At 50.6% G+C, this 24,224-nt stretch carries 17 protein-coding genes; 8 read left to right on the forward strand and 9 right to left on the reverse strand.

The annotated features are described in order from the left end of the window. Window positions 1–6 precede the first annotated feature (6 nt). Entirely contained in the window at window positions 7–1,377 is a 1,371-nt protein-coding gene (locus tag IZU26_RS00380; RefSeq protein ID WP_433275897.1) for an alpha-amylase family glycosyl hydrolase, read from the forward strand. 45 nt (window positions 1,378–1,422) lie between these two features. On the opposite strand, the gene IZU26_RS00385 is transcribed toward IZU26_RS00380, so the two are convergent. Then, window positions 1,423–1,986, reverse strand: a complete 564-nt coding sequence (locus IZU26_RS00385) for an L-threonylcarbamoyladenylate synthase (protein ID WP_433275899.1) — start codon at window positions 1,984–1,986, stop codon at window positions 1,423–1,425. Beyond that, window positions 1,983–2,546: an FtsB family cell division protein gene (locus tag IZU26_RS00390; RefSeq protein WP_433275901.1), complete on the reverse strand. Its 564-nt coding sequence runs from the start codon at window positions 2,544–2,546 to the stop codon at window positions 1,983–1,985. The genes IZU26_RS00385 and IZU26_RS00390 overlap by 4 nt, the downstream gene beginning before the upstream one ends. A gap of 165 nt (window positions 2,547–2,711) precedes the next feature. Between IZU26_RS00390 and IZU26_RS00395 the strand changes: the two genes are divergently transcribed. The 5 genes from IZU26_RS00395 to IZU26_RS00415 are packed head-to-tail and all read left to right on the forward strand — an operon-like array spanning window position 2,712 to window position 9,670. Beyond that, window positions 2,712–4,337, forward strand: coding sequence for a hypothetical protein (locus tag IZU26_RS00395; RefSeq protein WP_433275903.1), 1,626 nt, complete (start codon window positions 2,712–2,714; stop codon window positions 4,335–4,337). Between the two features lies 1 nt (window position 4,338). Beyond that, window positions 4,339–5,217: a hypothetical protein gene (locus IZU26_RS00400; RefSeq protein ID WP_433275905.1), complete on the forward strand. Its 879-nt coding sequence runs from the start codon at window positions 4,339–4,341 to the stop codon at window positions 5,215–5,217. Window positions 5,218–5,221: 4 nt separating this feature from the next. After that, window positions 5,222–6,703, forward strand: a complete 1,482-nt coding sequence (locus IZU26_RS00405; RefSeq protein WP_433275906.1) for a 6-hydroxymethylpterin diphosphokinase MptE-like protein — start codon at window positions 5,222–5,224, stop codon at window positions 6,701–6,703. Next, on the forward strand, window positions 6,700–8,274 hold the full coding sequence (locus IZU26_RS00410) for a motility associated factor glycosyltransferase family protein (RefSeq protein ID WP_433275908.1): 1,575 nt from the start codon (window positions 6,700–6,702) through the stop codon (window positions 8,272–8,274). Before IZU26_RS00405 ends, IZU26_RS00410 begins: the two co-directional genes overlap by 4 nt. Then, entirely contained in the window at window positions 8,264–9,670 is a 1,407-nt protein-coding gene (locus tag IZU26_RS00415; RefSeq protein WP_433275910.1) for a hypothetical protein, read from the forward strand. Before IZU26_RS00410 ends, IZU26_RS00415 begins: the two co-directional genes overlap by 11 nt. A gap of 25 nt (window positions 9,671–9,695) precedes the next feature. Here the strand turns inward: IZU26_RS00415 and IZU26_RS00420 are convergent, their stop codons facing one another. The 5 genes from IZU26_RS00420 to IZU26_RS00440 form a co-directional block, all read right to left on the reverse strand. Then, window positions 9,696–10,484: a tetratricopeptide repeat protein gene (locus tag IZU26_RS00420; RefSeq protein WP_433275911.1), complete on the reverse strand. Its 789-nt coding sequence runs from the start codon at window positions 10,482–10,484 to the stop codon at window positions 9,696–9,698. Then, complete coding sequence (locus tag IZU26_RS00425; protein WP_038081520.1) at window positions 10,484–11,518, reverse strand: uracil phosphoribosyltransferase; 1,035 nt, start codon at window positions 11,516–11,518, stop codon at window positions 10,484–10,486. The genes IZU26_RS00420 and IZU26_RS00425 overlap by 1 nt, the downstream gene beginning before the upstream one ends. A gap of 68 nt (window positions 11,519–11,586) precedes the next feature. Then, window positions 11,587–12,465, reverse strand: a complete 879-nt coding sequence (locus IZU26_RS00430) for a lipoprotein (RefSeq protein WP_433275912.1) — start codon at window positions 12,463–12,465, stop codon at window positions 11,587–11,589. Next, window positions 12,452–15,634: an isoleucine--tRNA ligase gene (gene ileS / locus IZU26_RS00435; RefSeq protein WP_433275914.1), complete on the reverse strand. Its 3,183-nt coding sequence runs from the start codon at window positions 15,632–15,634 to the stop codon at window positions 12,452–12,454. The genes IZU26_RS00430 and ileS overlap by 14 nt, the downstream gene beginning before the upstream one ends. A gap of 476 nt (window positions 15,635–16,110) precedes the next feature. Then, window positions 16,111–16,929 carry an Rpn family recombination-promoting nuclease/putative transposase gene (locus IZU26_RS00440; RefSeq protein WP_433275916.1) on the reverse strand — a complete coding sequence of 273 codons (819 nt, stop codon included), beginning with the start codon at window positions 16,927–16,929 and terminating at the stop codon, window positions 16,111–16,113. Between the two features lie 362 nt (window positions 16,930–17,291). Between IZU26_RS00440 and IZU26_RS00445 the strand changes: the two genes are divergently transcribed. Together IZU26_RS00445 and thrS are read left to right on the forward strand one after the other, a co-directional pair. Next, window positions 17,292–18,323 (forward strand): hypothetical protein, encoded by a 1,032-nt coding sequence (locus tag IZU26_RS00445; RefSeq protein WP_310822886.1) that lies wholly within the window; start codon window positions 17,292–17,294, stop codon window positions 18,321–18,323. Between the two features lie 278 nt (window positions 18,324–18,601). Next, window positions 18,602–20,359, forward strand: coding sequence for a threonine--tRNA ligase (gene thrS / locus IZU26_RS00450; protein ID WP_433275918.1), 1,758 nt, complete (start codon window positions 18,602–18,604; stop codon window positions 20,357–20,359). A gap of 61 nt (window positions 20,360–20,420) precedes the next feature. On the opposite strand, the gene IZU26_RS00455 is transcribed toward thrS, so the two are convergent. Both IZU26_RS00455 and IZU26_RS00460 read right to left on the reverse strand, forming a co-directional pair. Then, on the reverse strand, window positions 20,421–21,500 hold the full coding sequence (locus IZU26_RS00455; protein ID WP_433275920.1) for a tetratricopeptide repeat protein: 1,080 nt from the start codon (window positions 21,498–21,500) through the stop codon (window positions 20,421–20,423). Continuing rightward, window positions 21,497–24,139 (reverse strand): hypothetical protein, encoded by a 2,643-nt coding sequence (locus IZU26_RS00460; protein WP_433275922.1) that lies wholly within the window; start codon window positions 24,137–24,139, stop codon window positions 21,497–21,499. Before IZU26_RS00460 ends, IZU26_RS00455 begins: the two co-directional genes overlap by 4 nt. Between the last annotated feature and the right edge of the window lie 85 nt (window positions 24,140–24,224).

Genomic DNA, 24,224 nt, shown 5'->3' on the forward strand with positions numbered 1-24,224 from the left:
ATGTATATGTCAAATTTATTTTCGGATAAAATTTTTTATCATATCTATGCACTGGGTATGGGGAATTGCCCGAAGCGGAATGATTTTGCGTGTCCTGCCGGGGATTTTTTTGAAAAACTTTCGGAGCAGTTGGACAGGATTCGATCCTTAGGCTGTAATGCGCTCCTCATCGGGCCGATTTTTGAGTCGAGCGCGCACGGATACGATACGGTCGATTATTATCACGTGGATCGCCGGTTGGGGAACAACGAGCGCTTCAAACGCTTTTGCCGTCTGTGCCGTGAAAAGGGATTCGCGATCGTGCTGGATGCGGTATTCAATCATACGGGACGGGATTTTTTTGCGTTTAAGGATATTCGGCAAAAAGGGCAATACAGCGCTTACAAAGATTGGTATGTCAATATTGATTTTTCCCGGCGGAGTGCCGAGGGGGACTGCTTTGAATATGAAGGCTGGGCGGGCTGCAAGGATTTGGTAAAACTGAATGTCGATAACGGCGCCGTACGGGAACATCTTTTCGGCGCGGTAAAAATGTGGATCGAAGAATTCGCAATAGACGGACTGCGCCTCGATGCGGCGGATGTGCTGAGTAAAACGTTCCTCGATGCGCTGGGATCTTTTTGTCGAAGTATAAAGAGCGATTTTTGGCTGATGGGCGAAGTAGTTCACGGCGACTATTCCGAATGGGCGCGGAACGGCAGGCTCGATTCGGTAACGAACTATCAGATATACAAATCGCTTTGGTCGTGTTTGAACGATCGGAATATGTATGAGCTTTCGTATAATTTGAACAGAGAATATAACGGCGAAAGCGGTATGTATAAAGACATCGCATTATACAATTTTGCGGACAACCACGATGTAAATCGAGCGGTCAGTGCGCTCACCTCTCCGGCGCGGCACCTGCATCTGCTATACGGGCTGCTCTTTACGATTCCCGGCATCCCGTCCGTTTACTACGGCAGCGAATACGGTATACGGGGAGTGCGGAAAGTCGACGGCGATTACGAACTGCGCCCTCCGCTTCCGCCTTTCGCTCAGCTTCCGGATTTTACGCAGCCGGGTTTTGACGCGGGCTTTATCCGTACGTCCATTGAAACATTTTCGAAAATACGACGAAGCCGTCCCGCTTTGCAGCGCGGTTCGTACCGGCAGGAGTTTATTGCAAACCGGCAATTCGGCTTTTGGCGCGAATGTTCCGAAGAAAAAATCCTGATCATCGTAAATTCGGATTTTGTGCAGGCCTGTGTTTTTTTACCTACTATCCCTGAGGGTGAATATGAAAATCTGACGGACGGAAGGGTCTGTCATTCCGATGATTTGAAAGAACTGCAAACGGCTCCGTGTTCAATACTGATATTGCGCAAAAACGAATGATCGGAAAATCATTTTGTTAAATTTATCCGAAAATCATTCCGTGCATTACACCTGCACGGCTCCTTGACGCAGCACGCGGAGGGTACCCGAACTTATATCGACGATGGTCGACGGAAGGGCGCCCGACGTATCGCCCGATGAAATTATTAAATCGACATCGTCTTCAAACGTTTCGATAATGTCGCCTATTTTTTCGAGTACGGGTTTTCCGCTTTTATTGACGCTCGTCGAATAGACGGGACCGCTTTGTGCGATGACAGCTCTCAGCCACGCATCTCCCGGGCAGCGATACGCGGCAGTACCCCCCGTTCCGTCGTTTACGATGATCGTGAGCGCACCCGGCCACTTTGCAAGGAGAGAATCCGGTACGGCGTCCTTTGCATAACGGCGGATTTCATCGGGATGCGCGATGAGGCGGATAAAAGGCTTTCCTTCGTCCCTGCCCTTTATCGCCCGTATTTTTTCTTCGGTTCGGAATATTTTTTCGCCGCTTTCGACGATGCCCGAAAAACCGTACACGGTGTCCGTCGGAAGGATAACGATTTTTCCGCACTTTAAAAAATCGATACAGAGGGAAGCCGCTTTTTCGTCGGTTTTATGCAAAATCACCGTACACCGCCGAAAGACGCATGTCGTATTTTATCGCGCGATTCGGAACGCGGTCTGTGCATGCGGTCGGCCGAAGCATTTTTCAGTCCGTCTTCTCCTGCAAAACTTTGCTTCTTTTTTCTTCGCGCCATAGTTTCTCCGCTTTCTCCGGCAAGCGTCAAAAGCACAAAGATAAGCGCAAAAAACGCGATGCCGCACGCTTTGCACGTCCGCTCGCTCATAAAGGCTATGGGTGCGCGCCGGATGACGGTTCCCGTATCGTAGAGCGGCGCTTCGTAGGGCTTAAGTCCGGTGATTTTCACGAGTTTTTCTCCCTCGCTCACGTAATCGAGCTTGCGCGCATAGGCTGCGATAACGTCTTTATCTTTTTCGAGCGCCGTGCATTCGAGGGAAAGTTCGTCGTGTATCTTTTGGATGATCGCCGTTTGCCTGCTTATCACGCGTTTTTGTTTTTGCAGCTGATTGTATACGATGATGCCGTCTCTGCCGGCGAAAAACGAAAGAAGTACGTATACGAGGGTACCGGCAAAGAAAGCCGAAAGCGTTTTTGTCAGCGTCATATTGTCTTTATCGGTGTAATCACCTATTTTCTGAAACGGAAATATATGTTATACTGTACCGATAATATTGTCGGAATTTTCCCGACAGCATACTGTTTTTTTGCAGCTTTTATGCCGATAGTATAACGGATAGACTATGCATCTCTGCACATAGAGGGGAATGATATGGCTCATAGTATTGATAACAAAAACGAACTCGACAGTTACGGCGTCTGGGTAAAGCGGGCTCCCGAATCCGAACCCCGGAAATCCGAAAGCGGTGATAATTTTAATTTCGACGTCGATCTGCCCGATTTTTCAGACATAGACTCACCTGCATCCGAAAAAACGCAAAACGATACGCTTGCCGTCGAAGATGTCTCGATCGAAGATTTTCTCGACAACGGCTTTTCGGAACCTCCCGTTCCCGACGATACGCTTGAAACGCTCGCTCCGACCGAAGAAGCCATACCCGATTTTTTCGGTGCAGAAGAAGCGAAAATCGATTCCGCACAGGATTTCATGCCGGCAGAAAACGAAGAAAATACCGTCCTCCCCGAACTTCCCGAATCGCTCGATACGGCTTTTGTACAAGACGATGCGACGGCATCTCCCGAAGCGACAGTTACGGAAGATGTCGACCTGTCCGATTTCGGAGTCGATTTCAGCGCCGATGAAGCGCCTTCGGATACGCCGTCGCCCGGAAGCGCGGCACCCGTTCGAGTGCAAGCGCCGCGTGCCGATTACGATCTTACCGTTTCGGCCGACGACGGCGCCCTTCCCGCCGCACAGCCAAACGCCGTCCCCGACAGCTTCGACGAAGAAGCAAAATCGCTTATGGACAGTGTTTCCGCACCGCGGACGGAAAGCAACGATCTTTTGCGGCAAATCGTCGAAGATCTTTCGGGATTAAAAAACGAAATCTCCGCACTGAAAACGGAATTCGCCGAATTAAAATCGCGCGGAGGAACTCCGGCAACGGAAGCGCAGGCCGGAGGATTTTTCAGCGATTTGGACGAAGACGAAACGATTTCACTTTCCGGCGACGAACTCGACAATATCATGAGCAGCGCCGATTTCCTGAATAACGAAAGCAAAGTCGATGCGCTCGCAGAAGAAACAAAAGCCGCCGAAAAAAGTGCGGAGGCGGTCGACCTCTCCGTCGTTCCCGAAACTCCCGTCGCGGAAAAACCCGCGGAAGAATTTTCAGCGGATAATTTTTTTACACCGGAATCCGATGCGATTCCCGAACTTTCGCCGGAACCCGATACCGTTTCCGAAGCGGATCTCGAAGAACTCCCCGAAGAAGCCGAGCTTGAAGAGCTTCCCGATGCGGAACTCGATCTTCCCGAAGAACTGTCGATTCCGAAAGTCGACGACATCTTAGCCGGAACCGTACCGAGCGAGCCTGTCGCAGATGTGCAGAATTCGCCCTCACAGACGGAGTTCCCCGACGCCGCAACGGACGACTTTTTCCAAGCGGATACGACAGCGACGGATGATTTTTTCAAAACCGAATCGGAGCAGCCTGCGACGCCGGACGATTTTTTTACGGCGGATTCCGTTGCTGCGGAAACTTCTCCGGCCGAAGTCGCCTTTACCGACGCCGAAGAACCTGCGGCAAAAGCGGATTCTGCGTCCGCTTCAAAAGCTTCCGGTCTGCCTGCAAATTTGACCGAAGAAATCAAATCGGTTCTCCTGTATATGGATCAGCTGCTCGAAGATTTGCCCGAAGAAAAGATCGTCGAATTCGCGCGTTCGGAACAATTCGCGACGTATAAAAAACTTTTTGCGGATTTGGGATTGGCATAATATGGGCTTGCTCGGTCTCGCTTCGGGCGGACAGGCAAAAAAATCTCCCGGTCTTTTAGCCGCGGCCGCTCCGCTTGTACAAAAAACGTCGTACGCTTCGTTTTCAAAGCTGTGCAAAGATTTTCATATCCGACACGGTGCCGTCTTTCAAATGACCGACGGCAGCTTTACGATGAGCGGCTGTACGGGACTTGACGCTGCAAGCGCAGTTCTTTCCGTTTCATCTTCCGATTTTTGGGACGGCACGATCGGCAAAGATCCGTCCGTAAAAAGCTTTTCAAAGCCGGCCGGCAATCTCACCGCGTTTTACCAGCTTTTTTCACCGCGCATAAAAGAAAAACTTTCATGTCTTCATTTTTTGCGCCTCTCATCCGATGCGATCTTTGTAAAAGCGGATTTTATAGGGGAAGATTCCGTTCCGCCCGTCGAAGCGATAAAAATCCCCCTTGCAGCATTTATTAAAAACGGCGATAGTCGAAAGAACAACAAATCGCTTTTTTCCGTCGACTCCTCTCTTTTACAGGAAAAAGATGCAACGCTCTTTTTGCTGTCGACAAAAATTGCGATAAACAGAATACTCGTTTCCGATGCGCCAAAAAGCGCGCCGATCAAAGATCGGATTTTCACTGCGATCTACGCAGATGCGGCCGACATACTCGAACGCTCCTTTGCCGCTCCGAACATCTGCTGCAGGGGCAAAAACGGTGAACTGCATATCGTCCTCTTTTGCCGTGCGGATTTCGACGAAGCCGTTTTGCAATTACACGTAAACCGAGCGCTCACTCCCCTGCTCGACGCGGCGGCGGAATCGCTCATGCTCATCAAAGCGGGCACGGCGCACACAACCGAAGATATCGAACGATTTACCGCCGAAGGTTGATGCCTTGGGCATACGCTTTTTTACCGCAAAAAGCGGTCTTCCGTCCTGCGCCGTAAACGGCACGAATCTCCATTCATCCTACGATCCCGAACGCGAAGCCGAACGCTTTGTCGACACAATGTCGCCTTCTTTTTATCCGCAGTACATCGTCGTCACCGAACCCGCCCTATCGTATTGCGCGCAGTTTTTTCGAAAGCGCTTTCCCGCTGCCGTCCTCGTCGCCGTGCGTTATGCGCCGGATTTTGCCGAAGCGGACAAAGGGTGGGATATCGTTTTCGATGCGGCGCAAAGTGCGCTCCGGCTTTCGGATACGCTCTTCGACAAACTCGGCGAAGAAGGTTTGTGCTCCGCTCTTTTCGCTTCGTGGCAGCCGTCCGCACGTGCATTTCCCGAAAAAAATGCGGCGGTCTGGCAGGAGATAAAATACGCGGTCGATAAGGGACGCGACGTCCTCTTTACGCGAAGCTGTTTTGCCTCTCGCTGGATAGCGAATGCGTTTTTTATCTGCAAGCACATAGAACGCGCACGGCGCATCGTCAAAGGTTCATCTCCCGTCGTCGTCGCAGCTTCAGGGCCGAGCCTCAAAAGCGCACTCCCCTATCTCGCGGAGTTTCGACCGTCGTACTTTCTCATCGCCGCATCATCCGCTCTTTCGGTTTTAACTGCATACGGCATCATCCCCGATGTCTGCGTCGCAACCGACGGCGGCTTTTACGCAAAAGCGCACTTGTCGCCGCTGCTGCGTTTTCCGCACATACCGCTTGCGCTTGCGGAAGAAGCTTCGTGCAGCGGAGATATTTTATCGACGAGCGGCATCATCCCGCTGTCATACGGCGACGGATTTGCCGCAAGCCTTTTTGCAGCGTGCGGCATCCCTTCGATGAAAATCGAACGAAACGGTACGGTCAGCGGCAGCGCGCTCGACTTTGCGCAGAGCATAACGGACGGGAGCGTTTTTTTGTGCGGACTCGATATGGCGTCCGCTTCCGGCTTGCAGCACGCCCGGCCGAATGCGCTCGAAGAAAAAGCCACAGCGTCCTGCATGAAAACATATCCGAACGAAACGAAAAGCAGCGCTTCCCGCTTTGCTTCCGGTTCACTTGAACTCTACCGGCAATGGTTTCAATCGCTTCCGAAAGCGCGGGTAAAAAACGTATACCGCTTCGCGCACGATTACCGCTTTTTAAATACGCTCGGCGCGATCGCCGATGTCGATACCGCTTTTTTTGAACAATCGCTTTCGCAGCAACGAATCTTGCCGCGCATCGAAGATGAAGCGCTTCCGAAAAAAGAAGCCGTACAAAAAGCCGCGCTCGATTTTTTAAAGCTGCACGCAGGAAGCGACGCATGGCTTCACGAAATTTTTCCCGCGGAATACGTTTCGCGGCAGCGTGAAATCGATGCGGAAAAAAAAGGGAGCAAAACGGAAACGCTCGCAAAAAAAAGCGACGCGCTGTCGAAAAAGATTGCGAGGATAATAGGATGAAGGTGCTTTTTTCATCGATCGTCACCGCGAAAAACGGAAGCCCCGTCCCCCTTTTTTACAACGGCAAAAGCATGCACTCGCGCTACGACCCGGAAAAAGAAGCGGAACAGGCGGCTTTACGGGTAAACGAATCGAAGTTTTTTATCGTCGCGGGAGCGGGCGGCGGCTACTTTATCCGCGCGCTCAAAAAACGCTTTCCCGGCTCTATCATCCTCGCTGCGGAAAACTCGCAGGAAGACATCGATTTTTTAAATCGGATCCCCGTCTTTAGAGATCTGCTTTCGGACAAGCACATCCGCATCTTTCCCCTTGAAAAGACCTTCGACACGATGCTCGGCTTTTACGTACCCGCGTTTTACGGTTCGTTTTCGATCATCGAAACGCCTTCGTGGGCGAAAGAAAACAAAAGCGGCATCGAAGTCTTTCGAGCCGAGACGACGAGCGCGGCGAAAGCGATTGCAGCCGATTATTCCGCCCAAACACACTTCGGAAAAATCTGGCAGCGCAATATCATCGCAAACCTCACTCAAATCGGCGCCCAATCCCGCACGACCGGCGATGCGCAATCTGCAGGGACGGACGGCACGCAAAACAAAGCGGCGTTCACCGCTCCCGCCGGAAAAACGGCGCTCATCGCAGCGGCAGGTCCTTCGCTCGACAAAGCGATTTTATACATCAAAAAAAAGCGAAACGATTTTTATATCGTTGCAACCGATACCGCATACCGAAGTTTTTCAAAGCGCGGCATAGGATGCGACGCCGTCGTGTCGATCGACGGTCAAATTCTGTCGGCGGAACATTTTTTCTCCGAAACGGAACGGCATCGAACGCTCTTCATTTTCGACTTGTGCGCTCATCCGAGCGCAGTGCGTTTTATTAAAAAATCCGGCGGCAAAATCGCCTTCGTTCAAACAGGTCATCCGCTTGCCGAGTACGCATCGCGGTTTTCGGAACGCAAAAGGGGTACACCTTTTCCGCACGTTGCGACGGGAGCGGGAACGGTGACGATCGCCGCGCTCGACTTTGCGCTCAAAGCGGGCTTTTCCGATATCGCCGTCTGCGGAGCGGATTTTTCGTATTCGGAAAAACCGTACATGAAAGGCACCTACCTCGACTCGCTCTACAACGCCGAAAGCGGACGTACCCGTTCGGCGGAGACGGCATTCGACGCGCTTATGTTCCGCACCGAACTTTTTCAAAACGCAGGTTCCCGCACGACGGAGATGCTCGACGCATACCGCAAAACATTCGAATCGCACCTCGCAGAATACTGTACGCATATCGACCGTGACGGCGTTTTCTACCGCGCAAGCGCAAAAAAAACACCCTCTCCGCTCCGCTTTTGCACTTCATTCGATATGGCGTCGTTCGCCGCATTTTTTAAAACCGATTTTTCGCATTCCGTACGGGAGCTTTCATATCCCGATTTTGATCCCGCAATCGCATCGTTATTTCCCGCCGTCGCTTCTCTTCGGAAATCAAAAAACGAAAACGCAGGCAAAACTTTTTCCGAACTCTTGAAACTTGCATACGCCGAGATTCTGAGATATACTCGACAATATGAAACGTAAAAGCATTACCGTGTATTCGATCGTCATATCCGCAATCTTTGCGGCGGCAATCATATTTTTGTGCTATAAACTCGGCTGCGAATACGCCGCCGGAAGAGAGCGCACCGGCCGTACATTCGACAGCCTCGCTGCCGCAACCCGAGACGCGCTTTCACGCTACGGCGATTCGTCTTCCGATTTCCGAGACGCTTTCGTAAAAGCGTGCGGCACGTACGACGACTACGCTTTTATCACTTTAAAAAACACATCGGGTATTCTCTTCGCCTATCCGCAAAACGAAGACATTTCATCGATACGCACGTCGCAGTTTTGCGAAATGCATTCGAGCAGCTTTCAAGCGGGAGACGACACGTACATTCTCTCGGCATCGATGTATCTCATCCGGCCTGTTTTCGTCTTTTACTATGCGCGCTTTTCGTTTATCGTCATACTCGTCATTACCGTATTTACGCTCATTTTAATACTGTATCTGCATTTTGCGAATTCCGAAAACACCGCAGCGGACCGTACCGACATTATCTCCGAAGCGGCATACGATGATGCTCCTCTCGCGCCGGCGGAAAACGGCTCCTACCCCTTCGACGACGATTTTCCGATTGACGACGGATTTTCGACGGCCGATATGCCGATTGCAGCGGACAACAAAGACAAGTACGGCGCTTTATCCGTACCGGATGCCGCATTGCCCGATACGGACGATGTATTTGAGGAAGAAGAAATTATGCGGCGGGATGCAGCCGCGCACCTAAAAATGTCCGGCGGCACAGCCGGGAACGATGCGGAAAAAATATCCTACGGCCGATTCGAAAACGATACGAGCGGCAGTGAAACGACCTACGTTCCGCCTGAAACGCCGTTTGTGGAAGAAGCGGACGAAGCGCAAAACGATTCGGCAGACCGCTTTTCGCCCCTCACGGGTTTCGGCCATGCGTACAATCTTGAAGGGCGGCTCGACGGTGAATTGATACGAGCGGCATCTTCGGAACGGGATCTGTCGCTGTTTATGATACGTATTCCGAACCTCTCGTTCACTTCAAGCGCATCAAAACGAATATGCGCATACCTTTTCGAACGCTTTCAATCGAACGATCTGCTTTTCGAATATATGACCGACGGATTTTCGATAATTAAACTCGATACGACCGTCGACGGCGCCCTCGAAATCGCCGCCGGGGTTCGAGAAGATATCGTCAAAATAATAAAAGGCGAAAATATGGAACCGAAATGTGCAATCGGCATTTCGTCCCGCTCCGTGCGGATGCTGCCGGGAAAGCGCCTCATACAGGAAGCGAGCGAAGCGCTTGAAAACGCATTGCACGATGAAACTTCCCCGATCGTCGCATTCCGCGCAGACGCCGACAAATACCGCAGGTTTATCGAGGAAAGGCAAAGCTGAGCGGGCGTTATTCCCTGCACGGACTTCAGAGCTTCCGTTTTACCGCCGCGTTTTTATCCGCAGAAGCCTCACCTTTTACCGCGTCCGCACTTTTATCCGCAGCGGTTTTGTCCGCTCCGCTTTTGTCCGCTCCGCTTTTGTCGGCAGCTCCGCTTTTATCCGCAGGATCTGAGGTCTTATCCGCTGCGTTTCCTTCCGAAGTTTCATCTTTTGTATCCGCAGAGCCGCCTTTCGAAGCTTTTTCCTCGGCCGGCTTTTTCAAATCGGACAAACGCTTTTCGTAATCGGCAAGGGATGCGCTTTCGGGAAACCGTTCTTTTAAGAGCGCGATAGATTCTTCCGCACCGGCCGTATCTTTTTGAGAGAGCAAAACGGCGATGAAGTTCACGAGCACCGTTTCGTTTTGCGGATTTTCATCGACGAGCGTTTTATACGCCGCCTTTGCGCCTGCAAGATCGCCCGACATCGCTTGTATATACGCAAGCGACATCCGCACGCTCACGTTTTGAGCATCGCGCTCGAGCAGCCGTTTGTAGATTTTTTCGGCTTCCGGCCAATTTTTCGACAGCGCGTACATCCTGCCTAATTTGTATATCGCAGTCCAATAGAGGCTTTCGTCCTGCATTGCACGCTTATAGTAAGGAGCGGCTTTATCGTATTTTTCAAGTTCGGCGTATGCATCGGCGATTGCCATGTATTCGGCGGCAAGGGATGAGCGAGTGACGGCAGCTTCTCCGGGGATCGGAAAATGCGCGCCCGTTTTACACGAAACGATCAACAACGCCGCTAAAAGGACAGCCGCTTTCCGCATCATCAACCCAACACTGTCTGTTCGATTTTGTACAGCTGCGATCGGTACAAACCTGCGATATTGCTTCCGTAATCGGCGATGAGCTGCATGATATTGCGCGGCGAATCTTTGGCGTCCGTGCCGTTCAAGCGGTCACCCGCATCCCCCAAGCCGGGCATGATGTATGCGGACGTGTTGAGCGCGGGATCGAGCCACAGCGTATAGCACGTGCAGTTTTCGAGGGCGCGCGTAACGCGGATACTGCCTTTGAGCGCGGAAATCGTGTTAAAAAATTGAATCGATTTCGGACGGACACCCTGCCCCTGCAGATATTTTACGACGGTGACGAGAGAGCCGCCTGTCGCATTCATCGGGTCTGCGAAAATCAAATCCTTTCCGTCGAGTTCTTCGAGATTGAAAAACGACTTTTTCAAATTCAAAACGTATTCCATATCCGCTTCCGATTTTTGATCGTTGCGGCTGATCTTAAAAAGCGCAAAGGGCGTCACGTAATCGTGTGACGAATACTCTTCGATCTCTTTCGATATGATCATACTCGGAAGCAGCGCACCGCGGAGCATGACGCACATCACGGCGTTTTCGATTTTCGAGTCGATATCGGGTATTTTGTGGACGGCGTAATTTTGCACCGGATAGGTTACCGGCGTTTTGACGATCATATAATTTTTTTTCGACGAATGCGCATCGGTGTACGCCATACGAAACAGCATTTCATACGCGCGTTGGCTGTAATAGATAAATTCCTGATGACTCGTATTTATATCGCGCAGCTTCGAGATGACGCGGGACGCTTCGGCGTGCGCGCCCTCTTCGGTGACAAAGGAATAGACGCGTATGTGCGGGTGTCCCGCACAGATCTCCTGCATTTTGTGTCCCATCGCATTGAACGCATCGATGATCTTTTGTTTGTTTACAGGATCGAACGACTTCATCGTTTCTTTGTACATTTTATCGAGCTCATCCAAATCGATTTGATCCTGCCGCGTCAAGTACCCGTCGAGGTCTTCCGCTTTCAAGATAACTTCATCGCCTGCCATAGTTCCTCCGCGATCGCCTAAAATTTCAAAGCCGCGCCGATTTTTCACTCGGCTTCTGCGGCATATTTTTACAATACGAACAATTTATACAGCTGCCGCTTATTGATTCGAATACCCGATACCGTAATATTCGTCGGCGAATTTCTCGTCGTTTGCGCGTTTGTCAAACCGAATGCGAGAGCGAGCATCGCCTCTCCCGCGCGCACGATATTTTTATTATTAAAATCGAATTCGATCGACATGAGATACTGATCTTCATGCGCGCTGTCGCTTATCATTGCACCTTTGACGTAATTGAGCTGCAGATTTAAATTCGTGCCCGTGAGGATCGTCAAAAACGAAAGCGGGTTCGGCGCGTAAAAACGTATTTCGCTCCCCGACACATCGAGCCAGTCATAGACGGCATCGCTCACATTGTGCGAGATGCTCCCCCCGTATGTGTGAGCATCGAACGAGGAAAGCATGGGCCTCACATCGTTTGCGACGCAGACGATACTCGGCGACGGAAAAGCGAGAGAAACGCCGTTCGACGCGTAATAAAAATACGGACGAATGCTTCTTTCGGGTATATGGGTTTCGGTTTTCCACTGCGCGCTTTTTAAAAGAAGCGCATGAGCCGTGCGCCTCGGAATATTTCCGGAAACGGCGGCTTCGACCGAAAAGCTCGTTTTCGTGCGCGAGATCGCCGCGTAAATCGTATCGATGCGGCCTGAGATAAGCTTTGCATCGCTTTCGGAAATATGCTGCGCGCTCGCCCTCAAAATCCGTTCGACGAGTTCGCCGTCCGTTTTTTTCGGGATCCGCATATAAAAAGAGGCATTCCCCGAAAGCAAATCGATCGGATTGACTTCCGCTCCTTTCGGAAGCGACGCACACGATCCCAGAATAACAAGGGTAAGAGAAGCAAAAACGGCCGCATATACGGACGGCAAATTACGCCTTTTCAATTTGTACCTTCCACAGTTTATCTTCGGCTTCGACGTTCTTTCCCGAAAGGGAGGCGAGCCAAAAAGACGAAACGGCGAGCGTTTCGTTTTCGATAAAGGGTGCAAAGAGTTCGTACGCGGATTTGAGTTCCGCATCGCCTGAAAGCGAAAGACGGATCCGATCGGTAACGGCAAAACCGCTTTCCTTTCTGAGGTTTTGTATGCCGCGCACCAAATCGCGCACCCAGCCTTCTTTTTTAAGCTCGTCGGTGATCTTCGTGTCCAAGCCCACCGTCAGCGTGCCGTCGTTGAGCACTTTCAAATCGTCTTTTTCGATGCGCTCGACGTTCACTTTCGTACCGTCGAGGTCGATGCTCTTCCCTTCGACTTCGATCGTCAATTTCGAACCGTCGAGGATCGTTTGAATGGCTTCGTGGTCGAGAGAAGCGATCTTTGCGGATGCCTCTTTCATGAGCGGACCGATTTCTTTTCCGAGTACGCGGAAATTCGCCTTCGCCCGGTATTCGACCAGTTCGTCTTCCCGTTCGTGAAAGATGATGCGCTTGACGTTGAGTTCTTCGCGTATGGAATCTTCCATTTCGGCAAGCACTTTTTTTTCTTCGGGATCCCGCGTTACGAGAGCCGCGCTTTCAAGCGGCTGGCGGTTTTTTATATTGAATTGATTTCTGAGCGCGTGTCCCATCGAAACGGCTTTTTGCACCGCTTCCATTTTAAACTCGAGCGCTTCGTTCCGCAGCTTTTTGCCGTATACGGGATAGTCTTCGAGGTGTACCGATTCTTTATCGCTTTTCGTGCGGAGATTTTGCCAAATCGTTTCGGTGATAAAGGGGATAAAGGGACATGCGGCGAGCGCAAAAGTTTTGAGCGCAATGTACAGCGCCGCGTACGCTTCCTTTTTATCGCGGTCGTTTTCGCTTTTCCAAAAACGGCGGCGGTTTCGTCGGATATACCAGTTGTTGAGTTCGTCGATAAAATGCACGATGGGATCGATCGCGCCGGAAAGGTCGTAGGAGTCGAGAGAAGCGCTCACGCTTTTGACGAGCTTTTGCGTGATCGAAAGGAGCCACGCATCGAGCGGATTTTGCGGAAGCGCTTCATCGAATTCATGTCCGTCGGGCGAGATGCCGTCGATATTCGCATACTGCACAAAAAAGCTGTAACTGTTCCACAACGGTATGACGATGCCTTTTAAAATATCGCGCACGCCGTCGTCCGAATAGCGAAGGTCGTCCGCTTTGACGACCGGAGAGTGCATGAGAAAGAGGCGTATCGCGTCGGCGCCGAATTTTGAAATCGCTTCTTCGGGATCCGTGTAATTGCGGAGACTCTTCGACATTTTGCGCCCGTCCGAAGCGAGCACGAGACCGCTTACGATACAGTTTTTAAATGCGGGGCGATCGAAGAGTTCGGCTGCGAGCACGGTGAGCGTATAAAACCAGCCGCGCGTTTGGTCGAGACCCTCCGAAATAAAATCCGCCGGAAAATGCTTTTCGAAATACTCTTTATTTTCAAAAGGATAATGATTTTGCGCATAAGGCATGGAACCCGATTCGAACCAGCAGTCGAGCACTTCGGGAATGCGCTTCATTGTACCGCCGCAGTTTTTGCACGGAATCGTAATCTTGTCTACGAACTGTTTGTGCAGATCTTCGGGATAGACGCCCGAAAGCGCTTTGAGTTCTTCCCTGCTTCCGACACAGATCGATTCTTTGCACGAATCGCACTTCCAAATCGGAATCGGATTGCCCCAAAAGCGGTTTCGACTGATCGCCCAATCGCGCGCGCCCGAAAGCCATTTTCCGAACCGCCCGTCTTTGATATGCGGAGGCCGCCAATTGATTTCGGCATTCGCTTTGAGCAATACGTCGTGCTCTTCGGAAACTTTTACGAACCAGCTTCCGATGCTGCGGTAGATGAGCGGTGAAGAACACCTCCAGCAATGAGGATAGGAGTGCACGATCGTATCCCGTTTGACGAGTTTTCCTTCGGCTTTCAAACGCGACATGATGTCTTTGTCGCAGTCTTTTACGAAGCGGCCTTCGTAGTCGGACACTTCATGCGTAAAGCGGCATTCGGCGTCGATCGGTTCGGCACAGGGAATACCCGTACCCTGAAAAAGCTTGTTGTCGTCTTCGCCGAAAGCCGGCGCCGTATGGACGATGCCCGTACCGTCTTCAGTCGAAACGAAATCTCCGTTGAATATCCTGAACGCGCCGGCCGATCCGTCGTCCATTACCGCCAGATGTTTAAAATACGGAAAAAGCGGTTCGTAGGTCGCGCCTAAAAAATCGCTTCCCTTTCGGGTATAGACGATCGAATACTCTTTTTCGTCTTTATAATATGCACCGAGGCGCGCCGCCGCGAGAATATAATAATCGCCTGAAGCCGTATCGCGCACTTTAACGTAATCGATATCCGCCCCCATCGCAAGACCTTCGTTCGAAGGAAGCGTCCACGGAGTCGTCGTCCACGCAAGGAAATACGTGTTTCCGTTTGCAAAATCCGCATCGTCTATGGCATCGGGAGCTTTTGTCGCCTTAAACCGCACCGTAATCGCAGGGTCCTGCACGTCTTTATAGCCGAGGGCGAGTTCGTGATTCGAAAGAACCGTCGCACAGCGCGGGCAATACGGCAGGATATAGCTTCCTTCGTAGATGAGATTTTTATCCCACAGCGCTTTTACGACCCACCAAATCGATTCCATGTAATCGGGCATCATCGTTTTATAATCGTTGTCGAAATCGACCCAGCGCCCCATGCGCGTGATGATCCTCCGCCACTCATCCGTATAGCGCAGCACGCTCGCACGGCACGCATCGTTGAATTTTTCGACGCCGTAAGCTTCGATTTCGTGCTTGGAATTGATGCCGAGTTCTTTTTCGATCAAATTTTCGACGGGAAGCCCGTGACAGTCCCATCCGAAACGGCGTTCGACTTTTTTCCCCTTCATCGTCTGATAGCGCGGGATAATATCTTTGATAGTCGAAGGAATAAAATGCCCGAAATGCGGCAGCCCCGTCGCAAACGGAGGCCCGTCGTAAAACACGTATTCTTCAGCACCTTCGCGCTGTGCGAGGGACTTTTTAAACGTATCGTTGTCCCGCCAAAACTTCAGAATCTCTTCTTCCTGCTTGGGAAAGTCCGCTTTCGGATTTACCGGTGTATACACAAAACGCCTCTATAGTTAAAGTGGAAAACAGTATACAGGAAAAAGGGAAAAAATACTAGAGCGCGAGATTTCGAGCAGTGCGGAGAAATCGCGAGCGTCTTCTATGAGAGAAAAACGGCTTGGCCGTTTTTCAACTCCAGACTTTCAAAAATAAATCCGAGCAGTGGTCGTTCGCGGTACATCCGTATACCGCTCACTACCGTATTTTTGCTGCGCAAAAATACGCGACCATTTCGTAAAGATACGACACGGCATCCCTGCCGTGCGTTGAAGGACGTTCCCCGCGCAGGATTTTTTCGCGTCTCCTATAAAAGAAAAACGCACCAAGCGTTTTTCAACTCTCGACTTAAAAAATAATTCCGAGCAGTGCGCAGGATTTTTTCGCGTCTCCTATGAGAGAAAAACGGCTTGGCCGTCACGGAAATCAATTTTTACCTAAAAGGCCGGATGTCGAGCTTTTTGAAAAGCAAATACCATTACAATTTTTCGATTTCCGCTTCCGAGAGGCCGGTCGCTTTTGCTATTGCTTCAAGACTCATCTGCATACCCGATAAAATTTTCGCCGTTTCTCGTGCTTTTTGATACGATCCCGCGGCAATACCGTCGCGTCTCCCCCGTTCAAAGCCGATCTTTTCACCTGCCATGCGTAAGTCATCTTCTCTGATATTCAACGACATATACCGGCTCCTGAACTTTTCGTTCCGTTTCGCTTTTTCGACAAGCTCATCAATCCGCTGTGTAAAACCGCTCGTCGCCCGCCTCTCGCAAAGATACTGCAACAATGCGCTCAATTCAGGCTCTCCCTCTTTACCGTAGGCACCCACATTATAAAACACCTTAGCGCTTTTGTCATCAAGAAAAAGAGTGCCGTCTTCACTGCATACGTTGCGAAACGTATACACAGGTAAGCCTTTACCGAAGGGATCCTGCGTACAGATAAAGATGACGTAGCTCTCTTTTAATTCCGCATAATTCTGGCCCCGCAAGAGGTTATCGACATCCATAAGGCTTTGGTAATAACGCGTGCGCTTGGGAAGAGAAGGCGGAATCGACGTTTGTATTTCGATATCGAAGACACGCTCCGAGTCGGAAACATAAACGTCGAGGCGTATACCTTTGCTTTCGTAAAACGGTGCTATCGTTTTTTGCAGGGAGGGATATTCGATTTTGCCGACTTTGATGTGCAGGAGCCGTTCGATGACGCCTTTGCAAATTATTTTGTTTTTCATGACCGTGCCGAACATAAAGTCGTCGGTAAAGGTGAGTTCTTCGACGGGTTTATGGGTATATTCCATAGCTGCACCTTCGATTATTGAGATAGTGCGGCAAGGAAGCCGCTGAACTATATATCGTTTACAAAGCTATAAATTACGCGCTTTTTTATAAAAATAAACGGGAACATCGTTTCCTGCGCTCGAAACTTCGCGCTTACGCGCTCGTTGCAAGTTGCGCGGGGAACTTCGCTCAATGTACGGTACGGTGGTATCGCGTCTCCGTATGAAATGGAAAACTCAATACAGCCTCATTACCCATTAGAAAATACCCATTGAAAATTGATTTCCGTGATTTCTAGCGATTTCGAGCAAATTTCTTCCGCACTCTTGTATTTTGCCTATATACCAGATATACTGAATACAATCTTATATAGGAGGGCTTTATGACAATACGCAATCTCTTTAAATCGCTTTTCGTATTCGCGGCGGCATCTCTTTTATCGACCGCTTCCGTTTTCGGAGCAAACGCGGATATCGACAAAGCGTTCGAATCTTTTACGGACAAAGTGACGGAAGTGCTTCCCGAAACGACGACGCAGCTCGGCGTTTGGTCGGACGCATATATCGGAAAACTGTTCCCGTCCGCACCGCCGCATTTCGGTATCGGCCTTACGGTTTCCGGCACGTTTATGAATACGAAAGAATTTTCATCGACTGCCGAAGCAATCGTCAACGAAATCAACGGCAAGACTCCGGGAGCATCGAAAGACTTCAATTTTTCGATCCCGAACACTATCCCCTTTCCCGCTTATTCGATAAACGCGCGTTTGGGCGGCATCATCCTTCCCTTTGATGTCGGCTTGTACGGTTCATACTTAAAAATCAATTCGTTAAAGTTCGAAGATTTTACGGGAACGATCACGTACTATTCGTTCGGCGGCGATATTCGCTATGCCGTTATGAAAGGAAGCACACTGCTTCCGAAAATATCCGTCGGTGCGGGTTACATATACACGCACATGGCGCTCGGTGCGGAAGGTTCGTCGACGTATACATCCGACTTAACCGCACACGGCATTCCCGGCATTACCACTGCAACGGTTACGGCAAATACGGATATGAATACGAACTTCGACCTGCACACGCTTTTCGTACAGGCGCAGGTTTCGAAAAAATTCTTTATCCTGACGCCCTACGCCGGTATGCGCGCCTACGTTACGGCGTCGAAAAACCATTACGATTATGCATATTCGTCGACATATAAAGCAGGTGCCCTCTCGGGTAACGTTCCCAACGGAAGTGGAAGCGAAGCGCACGATTACAATTCGAACGGTTTTGCATGGGGAAAAATCCAGCCGCAGCTCTATACCGGTCTCGGCTTAAACATCCTCTTTTTCGACTGCACCGTCGGCGGCTGCTGGAACCCGAGGAATAACCTGTGGAGCGCAAACGTAAGCGCGCGCTTTAAGCTATAACACGGTTTTATTCGTGCGGAGGCTTTAATATATCCGACGCTCTCTCTGCGCCGTAATAAAGGGTATTAAAGCCGACTGCAACCGCCTTATAGAAAACATACAGTGCGAAACGTTGAACACTGTACCCGATGCCGCTTGAAGCTTCGCTGCAAGGCTGCGTCGGGGTTATTGATTAAACATTCGATTTCGAGTTTGACAAAATTCGAAATACTGCGGGAAGCTTCTAAAGATATCACCTCTTAGAAGCTTCCTTAGATTTAACTTACGATGGTACGTATATGGCACTCGACGAACGATTACAGACGATCAGGCACAGCTGTTCACATGTTATGGCGGAAGCGATTAAACATCTCTATCCGGGTACAAAAATCGCTATAGGCCCCGCGATCGATACGGGCTTTTATTACGATTTCGATTTTCCGAAAGACGTCAAATTTTCGGAAAGCGATTTTCCTGCGGTCGAAAAAGAGATGCGGAAAATTCTTTCGGGCAATCACGAATTCGTGCGCAAAGAGATTTCAAAAGACGAAGCGCTTTCCCTTTTCAAAGACGAGCCGTATAAAATCGATTTGATACAAACCCTTCCCGCAGACGAAGCGATCTCCACTTACGAACAGGACGATTTTCGCGATCTCTGCCGCGGACCGCACGTTTCGAGCACGAAAGAGATAAACGCGCAGGCTTTTAAATTGATGAAAATTGCGGGCGCATATTGGCACGGAGACGCAAGTCAGCCGATGCTCACGCGCATATACGCAGCCTGCTTTGCAAAGCCGGACGATTTGAAAAATTATCTCAAAATGCTCGAAGAAGCCGACAAGCGCGATCATCGAAAACTCGGCGTAAAGATGGATCTCTTCCACATAGACGACGAAGATCCCGGTCAAATTTTTTGGCATCCGAACGGCTGGTCTGTGTATATAACGCTGCAGGAATACATGCGAAAAAAGCTCGAAGCCGACGGCTATATGGAAGTCAATACGCCTGCAATCATGCCGCGTACGCTGTGGGAACGGAGCGGACACTGGGGACATTATCAAAAAAATATGTTTATCACCGAAAGCGAAAAGCGCATGTTCGCGATCAAGCCGATGAACTGCCCCGGCGCGATCGAAATATTTAAAACGCGGACGAGAAGCTATAAAGACCTGCCGATGCGCCTTGCCGAGTTCGGTCACTGCGTACGCAACGAGCCGAGCGGCACTCTTCACGGCATCATGCGCGTGAGAGGCTTCGTGCAGGACGATGCGCACATTTTGTGTACCGAAGAGCAAATCGAAAGCGAAGTCGCAAAGTTCTGCAAGCTCCTCGTCGGTGTATACGGTGATTTCGGTTTTAATAAAAATCTCATCGTCAAACTGAGCACGATGCCCGACGATCACGTCGGAGACGAAGCGACGTGGCATCACGCCGAAAGCGCTCTCGGAAACGCGTGCAAAGAAGCGGGTCTCGACTACGACGTGCAGCCGAAAGAAGGCGCATTTTACGGGCCGAAACTCGAATTTACCCTCGTCGATGCGCTCGGCCGCGAATGGCAGTGCGGTACGATTCAGCTCGATTACCAGCTGCCGTCAAGCGAACGGCTCAACGCGGAATACATCGGAAAGGACAATCAAAAGCACCATCCGGTTATGCTGCACCGCGCCGTGCTCGGATCGCTCGAACGCTTTATCGGCATCCTCATCGAAAACTACGCCGGCGCTTTTCCCGCGTGGCTCCACTTCGAACAGGCGGCCGTCGTTCCCGTCGGACCCGACTTTTACGAGTATGCCGAAGCTGTGCGAAGCGCGCTCGCCGAAGCAGGCATACGCGCAAACGCATACGTCGACGAAAGCAATATGAAAAGCAAAATCAAATCGATAAGCTCGGAGCGCAAAACGCCGTACATCCTCATCGTCGGACAAAAAGAAAAAGACGAAGGTGCGGTAACCGTCCGCTTCCGCGCCGACAGCGGTCTCGAACAAAAAACGTTTTCGCTCAAAGACTTTGTCGCCTATGTGCGGGAAAAAACAAAAACGCACTACAACGGCATTTGATCGATTTTTAAAACCGGCGTTTCGACACTTCGTTTTAAGCGACGTGCCGGATCACGGTATGCTATCGTATCTTTGTAAGGCCCGCGTTGAATTCGGCACCCGACACCTTTCCTTCGGGATAAAAATTGACGCCGTCGCGGAGCGTCATCAGTTCGTTTTCAACGCTGCCGAGCACCGCATCGAAATCGGGAGAAGCGAGCGGCACATCGGGAATCGGACTCGAAAGCATTCTGCTGCGGTAACGCTCGGAATATCGTGCGGGGTTCGGATTTTTTCCCGCAGCCGTCCGCAAGTTCCATAAAAAGCGTGCACAAAGAATACGGCTCGCTTCCGCTGTCGATCGGAGTTGACCGTCATCCGAAATACCGGAAACGCTTTTCAACAAACCAGCACCCCGCACAACGGCGAACAATCTTTCGCCCCCGTACTTTTTTCCTCCGGTGTAGATATCCAAAAGCTGCGTCGACGCTTGCGTAATTTCGATCATCTGCAAAAGCGAGATCGATTCAAGCGGCAAAAATTTCGCAAGCGCTTTGTCGTCTGAAACGGCATCTTTAAGACGCCATGCTTTTTCTCGAAGCGGCGAATACGCGCTTTTATAAAACGGAGCGAGAAGCAAAAAAGCAGTATCGAAGAGGCCTGCCGCTTCATCGTACCTTCCCGCCTTGTATGCGTCGAGGGCGGATTCGAGCACGAGAACTCCGTCTCCGCTTCGAAGCGAAAGCGCTTCTTTTAAATTAATAATTCCCAAGCGATGACCGAGCACGATCGCTTCGCTGTCGTCGGCATAGCGGCGGGCAGCCTGCTCGTAGCATTTTTTCGCTTCGTTCGAATTGCCGCCGATAAAATATGCGCGGCCCAAAAGCGCATAGAGACGGGAAGCCGCTCGTTTTTCAAGTTCGGGAAATGCGAGACGTTTTTGTATCTCCGAAATGATATGTGCTCTTTCGGATGCATAATTTGCCGCATTGTCCCCGCTGAAAAAAGCGGCGTCGAGAGATGCAAGGCGCGCCTGCATCGAAAGCGAAAAACCGCCGTCAACCGTTTCATCAGAAGAGACGAGTACGTCTTTTTGAAACGTCATACAAGAAACAAGCGCAAACGAGAGCGCCGCAAAAACAATAATTATTAATTTTTTCATCGTATATCCCACGCATATAAATTTTTATCGAACGAAAGCACGATACACTCGTCTTTTTTATCGCCGTTGACATCCGCGATGACGGGTACGCCCCTGCCCGCGACGGGAAACCCGGATACGAGTTCGAGTGACTGCATAAAACCGTAGAGCACGTTTTCGTCGGCGCACGCGTACACGGCATCTCCCGAAGCGGAACGTACGGAAGCGATGTGCCCTTGCCGCGCGGAAGACGCGCCGGGAATCTTTACCGTCGTAAAGGTACCGTCAAGTGCAAAGCGATACACTTCCGCATCCTCCGAAAGCGCAAAGAAAAAAGAGCCGCACGAAACGACATTCGTATAAAACACGCCGTTCGTCTCTATCGGAAATCCGTCTTCGAGTTTACCGTCTTTGAAAAGGTAAAATCTGCCCGATTGCGTTATAAACGCCGTATAGACAAAGCCACCGCTCTCCAGCAGTGCGGGCGAATCGAAGCCTATGCCGTCTATTTCCATCGGCTCGGAAGCATTAATAATTTTTTGATTTTTCATGAGATAGATCGAACCTGCAAACGACTTTTCGTATACCGCAGCCGTATCGCCCGAAAAAGAAGGCGCGGATAAAATTTCGCCGTCGTCCGGAAGCTGCACTTCGTCGTAGGTGCCGTCGTCTTTTACGACGAGGATGACCGATCCCCGAGACGGAATCAAAAGCGTTTTACCGAATACCGCAGGTCGCGCGGACGGGACGGCACCGGTGAGAATCGGAAAGTTTCCGACGTTTTCAAGAGCACGGTTCAGCAGATGTACCGCACCGTTCGCACCGACTGCCCAAAGCACGCCCCCATCCCTGCACTTTTCGGCAGCGGAAACGATCGAAGCGTTTTCGGCCAAGCTGAGTTCGGTCCGCTTCATCGACGAAAGTTCGAGAGAACGTATCTTTTTTCCGCTTTCAAGCCAAAACACCGCGCCGGGATTTTTGCCCGCTTCCGCATGCAGTAAAAAGTCGGTCGTACCTTCGAGCGCGATCGGAAAACCCGGAACGAGGCGCATATCCGATGCCGAAGAAGCGACCGCATGGAGCTGACAAGTGAGCACCGAATTTTTTAAGCGGAAATCGCAGCGGCCGACAGTGTACAGCTTTAAGACGTCGGCAAGCAGCGTACCGTTTCGGATAAAAAACGGAACGCTGCGTTTCAGATCGTAATACACGCTCACCGTCGCTTCCGCCGAAAGATTGCCCGAAACAGTTTTCCAATTTTCGTTTCGCGGGAGCATTTTTCGTTCTTTCAGATCGTTATATACACCGGCTAAATTTTGCGGCGACTCCGAAAAATAGATGTAATTCCCCTGCACAAAATAATACGGACGCGGCAAATCAACGCCGAACGACGAAAGCAGTTCGCGAAGCAGCGGCGGCATATCGATGCGGGGAAGCCGCACGCCGCCGATTATTAAATTCGTATTGTTTTCGATCGCAAACGACGAAAATATGGAGTCGAATATTTTTTCACGTTGACGTGCGTCTCGTATTTCGATCGCAAAAACGGGATCGGTGTTGCCTTCGATGCCCAGTACGGCGCATTCGCTTCCCGTCCATGAAAAAACGATATCGTCGAGCGAAACCGAAAAGAGCCGCCTGCACCACGCATTCGCTCGCTGCCATGTACGCTCGATATCCGTCGTCCTTTGTAAAAGCGGAAAAAGCGCGTCTTTCAACTCGCTGAACTGCCCCGCATTGAGCAGCGTATAATACTGCACGTTCTCTCCGAGCTGCGAAAGGAGTGCGGGCATTTTCGAATTTTTTATTAAAAGAGGCGCAAGCGGAGATGCGTTCGTATCGGAAATCGCAAACGGGAATTCCGCTTTGACCGTGATATCGGCATCTGATATACCGAACGAAACGACACTGAGGGCCGTTTCATCGAGCAGAGAAGAAACTGCCCCGGCGACATCGTTTCCGGCGGTAACCTGTTCGACGAGCCGCTTTCCGTTTGCCACGATGCGGATCGGCTCGCCGCTTTTTTGCAGCAAAAGCGCTTTTTCTTCTTTTTTGTACGCACGGACATTGTCATCCAAAATCGCACGGGAAAGCGTAGCGAGCGAATCGGATGCAACGAGTAGATTGCGCTTTTGAGCAATATAATACGCCGCATTTTTTCCTGCAGTGTATTTGAAATACGGAAAATCGTAATCTTTGACATAGTCCAAATTATTAATATTCAAATGCGGTGCGACAAGAGGCGCGAAGCGCGTCAACGCGGAAAGAAAGCTCATATCGATAAGTGTGATATACGACGAAGCTCCCTTTGCCGCATAAAAAGCGGCATACACGCTTCGAGATGCGGCAAAGCGCACGTATTTGTTGCTGCGCAGAGCCGACGAGCGGAACTCCATAAACGGAGCGCGGTAATTCGAAAGCAGCGGATCGGCAAGCAGCACGTCGGCGGCTTTCAAATCGACTATCGGAGAGACGGCATCCCACAGAGAATCGGTGTGCACGAAAACCGAATAATCGGACGGAATCACGTCAAGAGGCGACATTCTGTCGAGAGCGGAAAAACCGATCCATCCGAACAGAGAGACGAGAATGACGCACAGAAAAATCAAAATCCCTTTGAAAAGCCGCACAATGAACGGCGATTTTTTCTTTTCATTCATAGCGTATAGTATAGCAGATATGTAGGTCGAAAGTCGAGTTTCGAAAGTATTTCTAAATAAAGCTATGCTTTCGGCGAGAACCCGT

The sequence above is a fragment of the Treponema sp. SP13 genome, from assembly GCF_050938355.1.
Lineage (GTDB): Bacteria > Spirochaetota > Spirochaetia > Treponematales > Treponemataceae > Treponema_D > Treponema_D socranskii.

Excerpts from the sequence above, each read along its gene's own strand:
- IZU26_RS00380 (WP_433275897.1), top strand. The coding sequence starts at position 7 with ATGTCAAATTTATTTTCGGATAAAATTTTTTATCATATCTATGCACTG.
- IZU26_RS00390 (WP_433275901.1), bottom strand. The coding sequence starts at position 2,546 with ATGACGCTGACAAAAACGCTTTCGGCTTTCTTTGCCGGTACCCTCGTA.
- IZU26_RS00395 (WP_433275903.1), top strand. The coding sequence starts at position 2,712 with ATGGCTCATAGTATTGATAACAAAAACGAACTCGACAGTTACGGCGTC.
- IZU26_RS00400 (WP_433275905.1), top strand. The coding sequence starts at position 4,339 with ATGGGCTTGCTCGGTCTCGCTTCGGGCGGACAGGCAAAAAAATCTCCC.
- IZU26_RS00410 (WP_433275908.1), top strand. The coding sequence starts at position 6,700 with ATGAAGGTGCTTTTTTCATCGATCGTCACCGCGAAAAACGGAAGCCCC.
- IZU26_RS00415 (WP_433275910.1), top strand. The coding sequence starts at position 8,264 with ATGAAACGTAAAAGCATTACCGTGTATTCGATCGTCATATCCGCAATC.
- IZU26_RS00420 (WP_433275911.1), bottom strand. The coding sequence starts at position 10,484 with ATGATGCGGAAAGCGGCTGTCCTTTTAGCGGCGTTGTTGATCGTTTCG.
- IZU26_RS00425 (WP_038081520.1), bottom strand. The coding sequence starts at position 11,518 with ATGGCAGGCGATGAAGTTATCTTGAAAGCGGAAGACCTCGACGGGTAC.
- IZU26_RS00440 (WP_433275916.1), bottom strand. The coding sequence starts at position 16,929 with ATGGAATATACCCATAAACCCGTCGAAGAACTCACCTTTACCGACGAC.
- IZU26_RS00445 (WP_310822886.1), top strand. The coding sequence starts at position 17,292 with ATGACAATACGCAATCTCTTTAAATCGCTTTTCGTATTCGCGGCGGCA.
- thrS (WP_433275918.1), top strand. The coding sequence starts at position 18,602 with ATGGCACTCGACGAACGATTACAGACGATCAGGCACAGCTGTTCACAT.
- IZU26_RS00455 (WP_433275920.1), bottom strand. The coding sequence starts at position 21,500 with ATGAAAAAATTAATAATTATTGTTTTTGCGGCGCTCTCGTTTGCGCTT.
- IZU26_RS00460 (WP_433275922.1), bottom strand. The coding sequence starts at position 24,139 with ATGAATGAAAAGAAAAAATCGCCGTTCATTGTGCGGCTTTTCAAAGGG.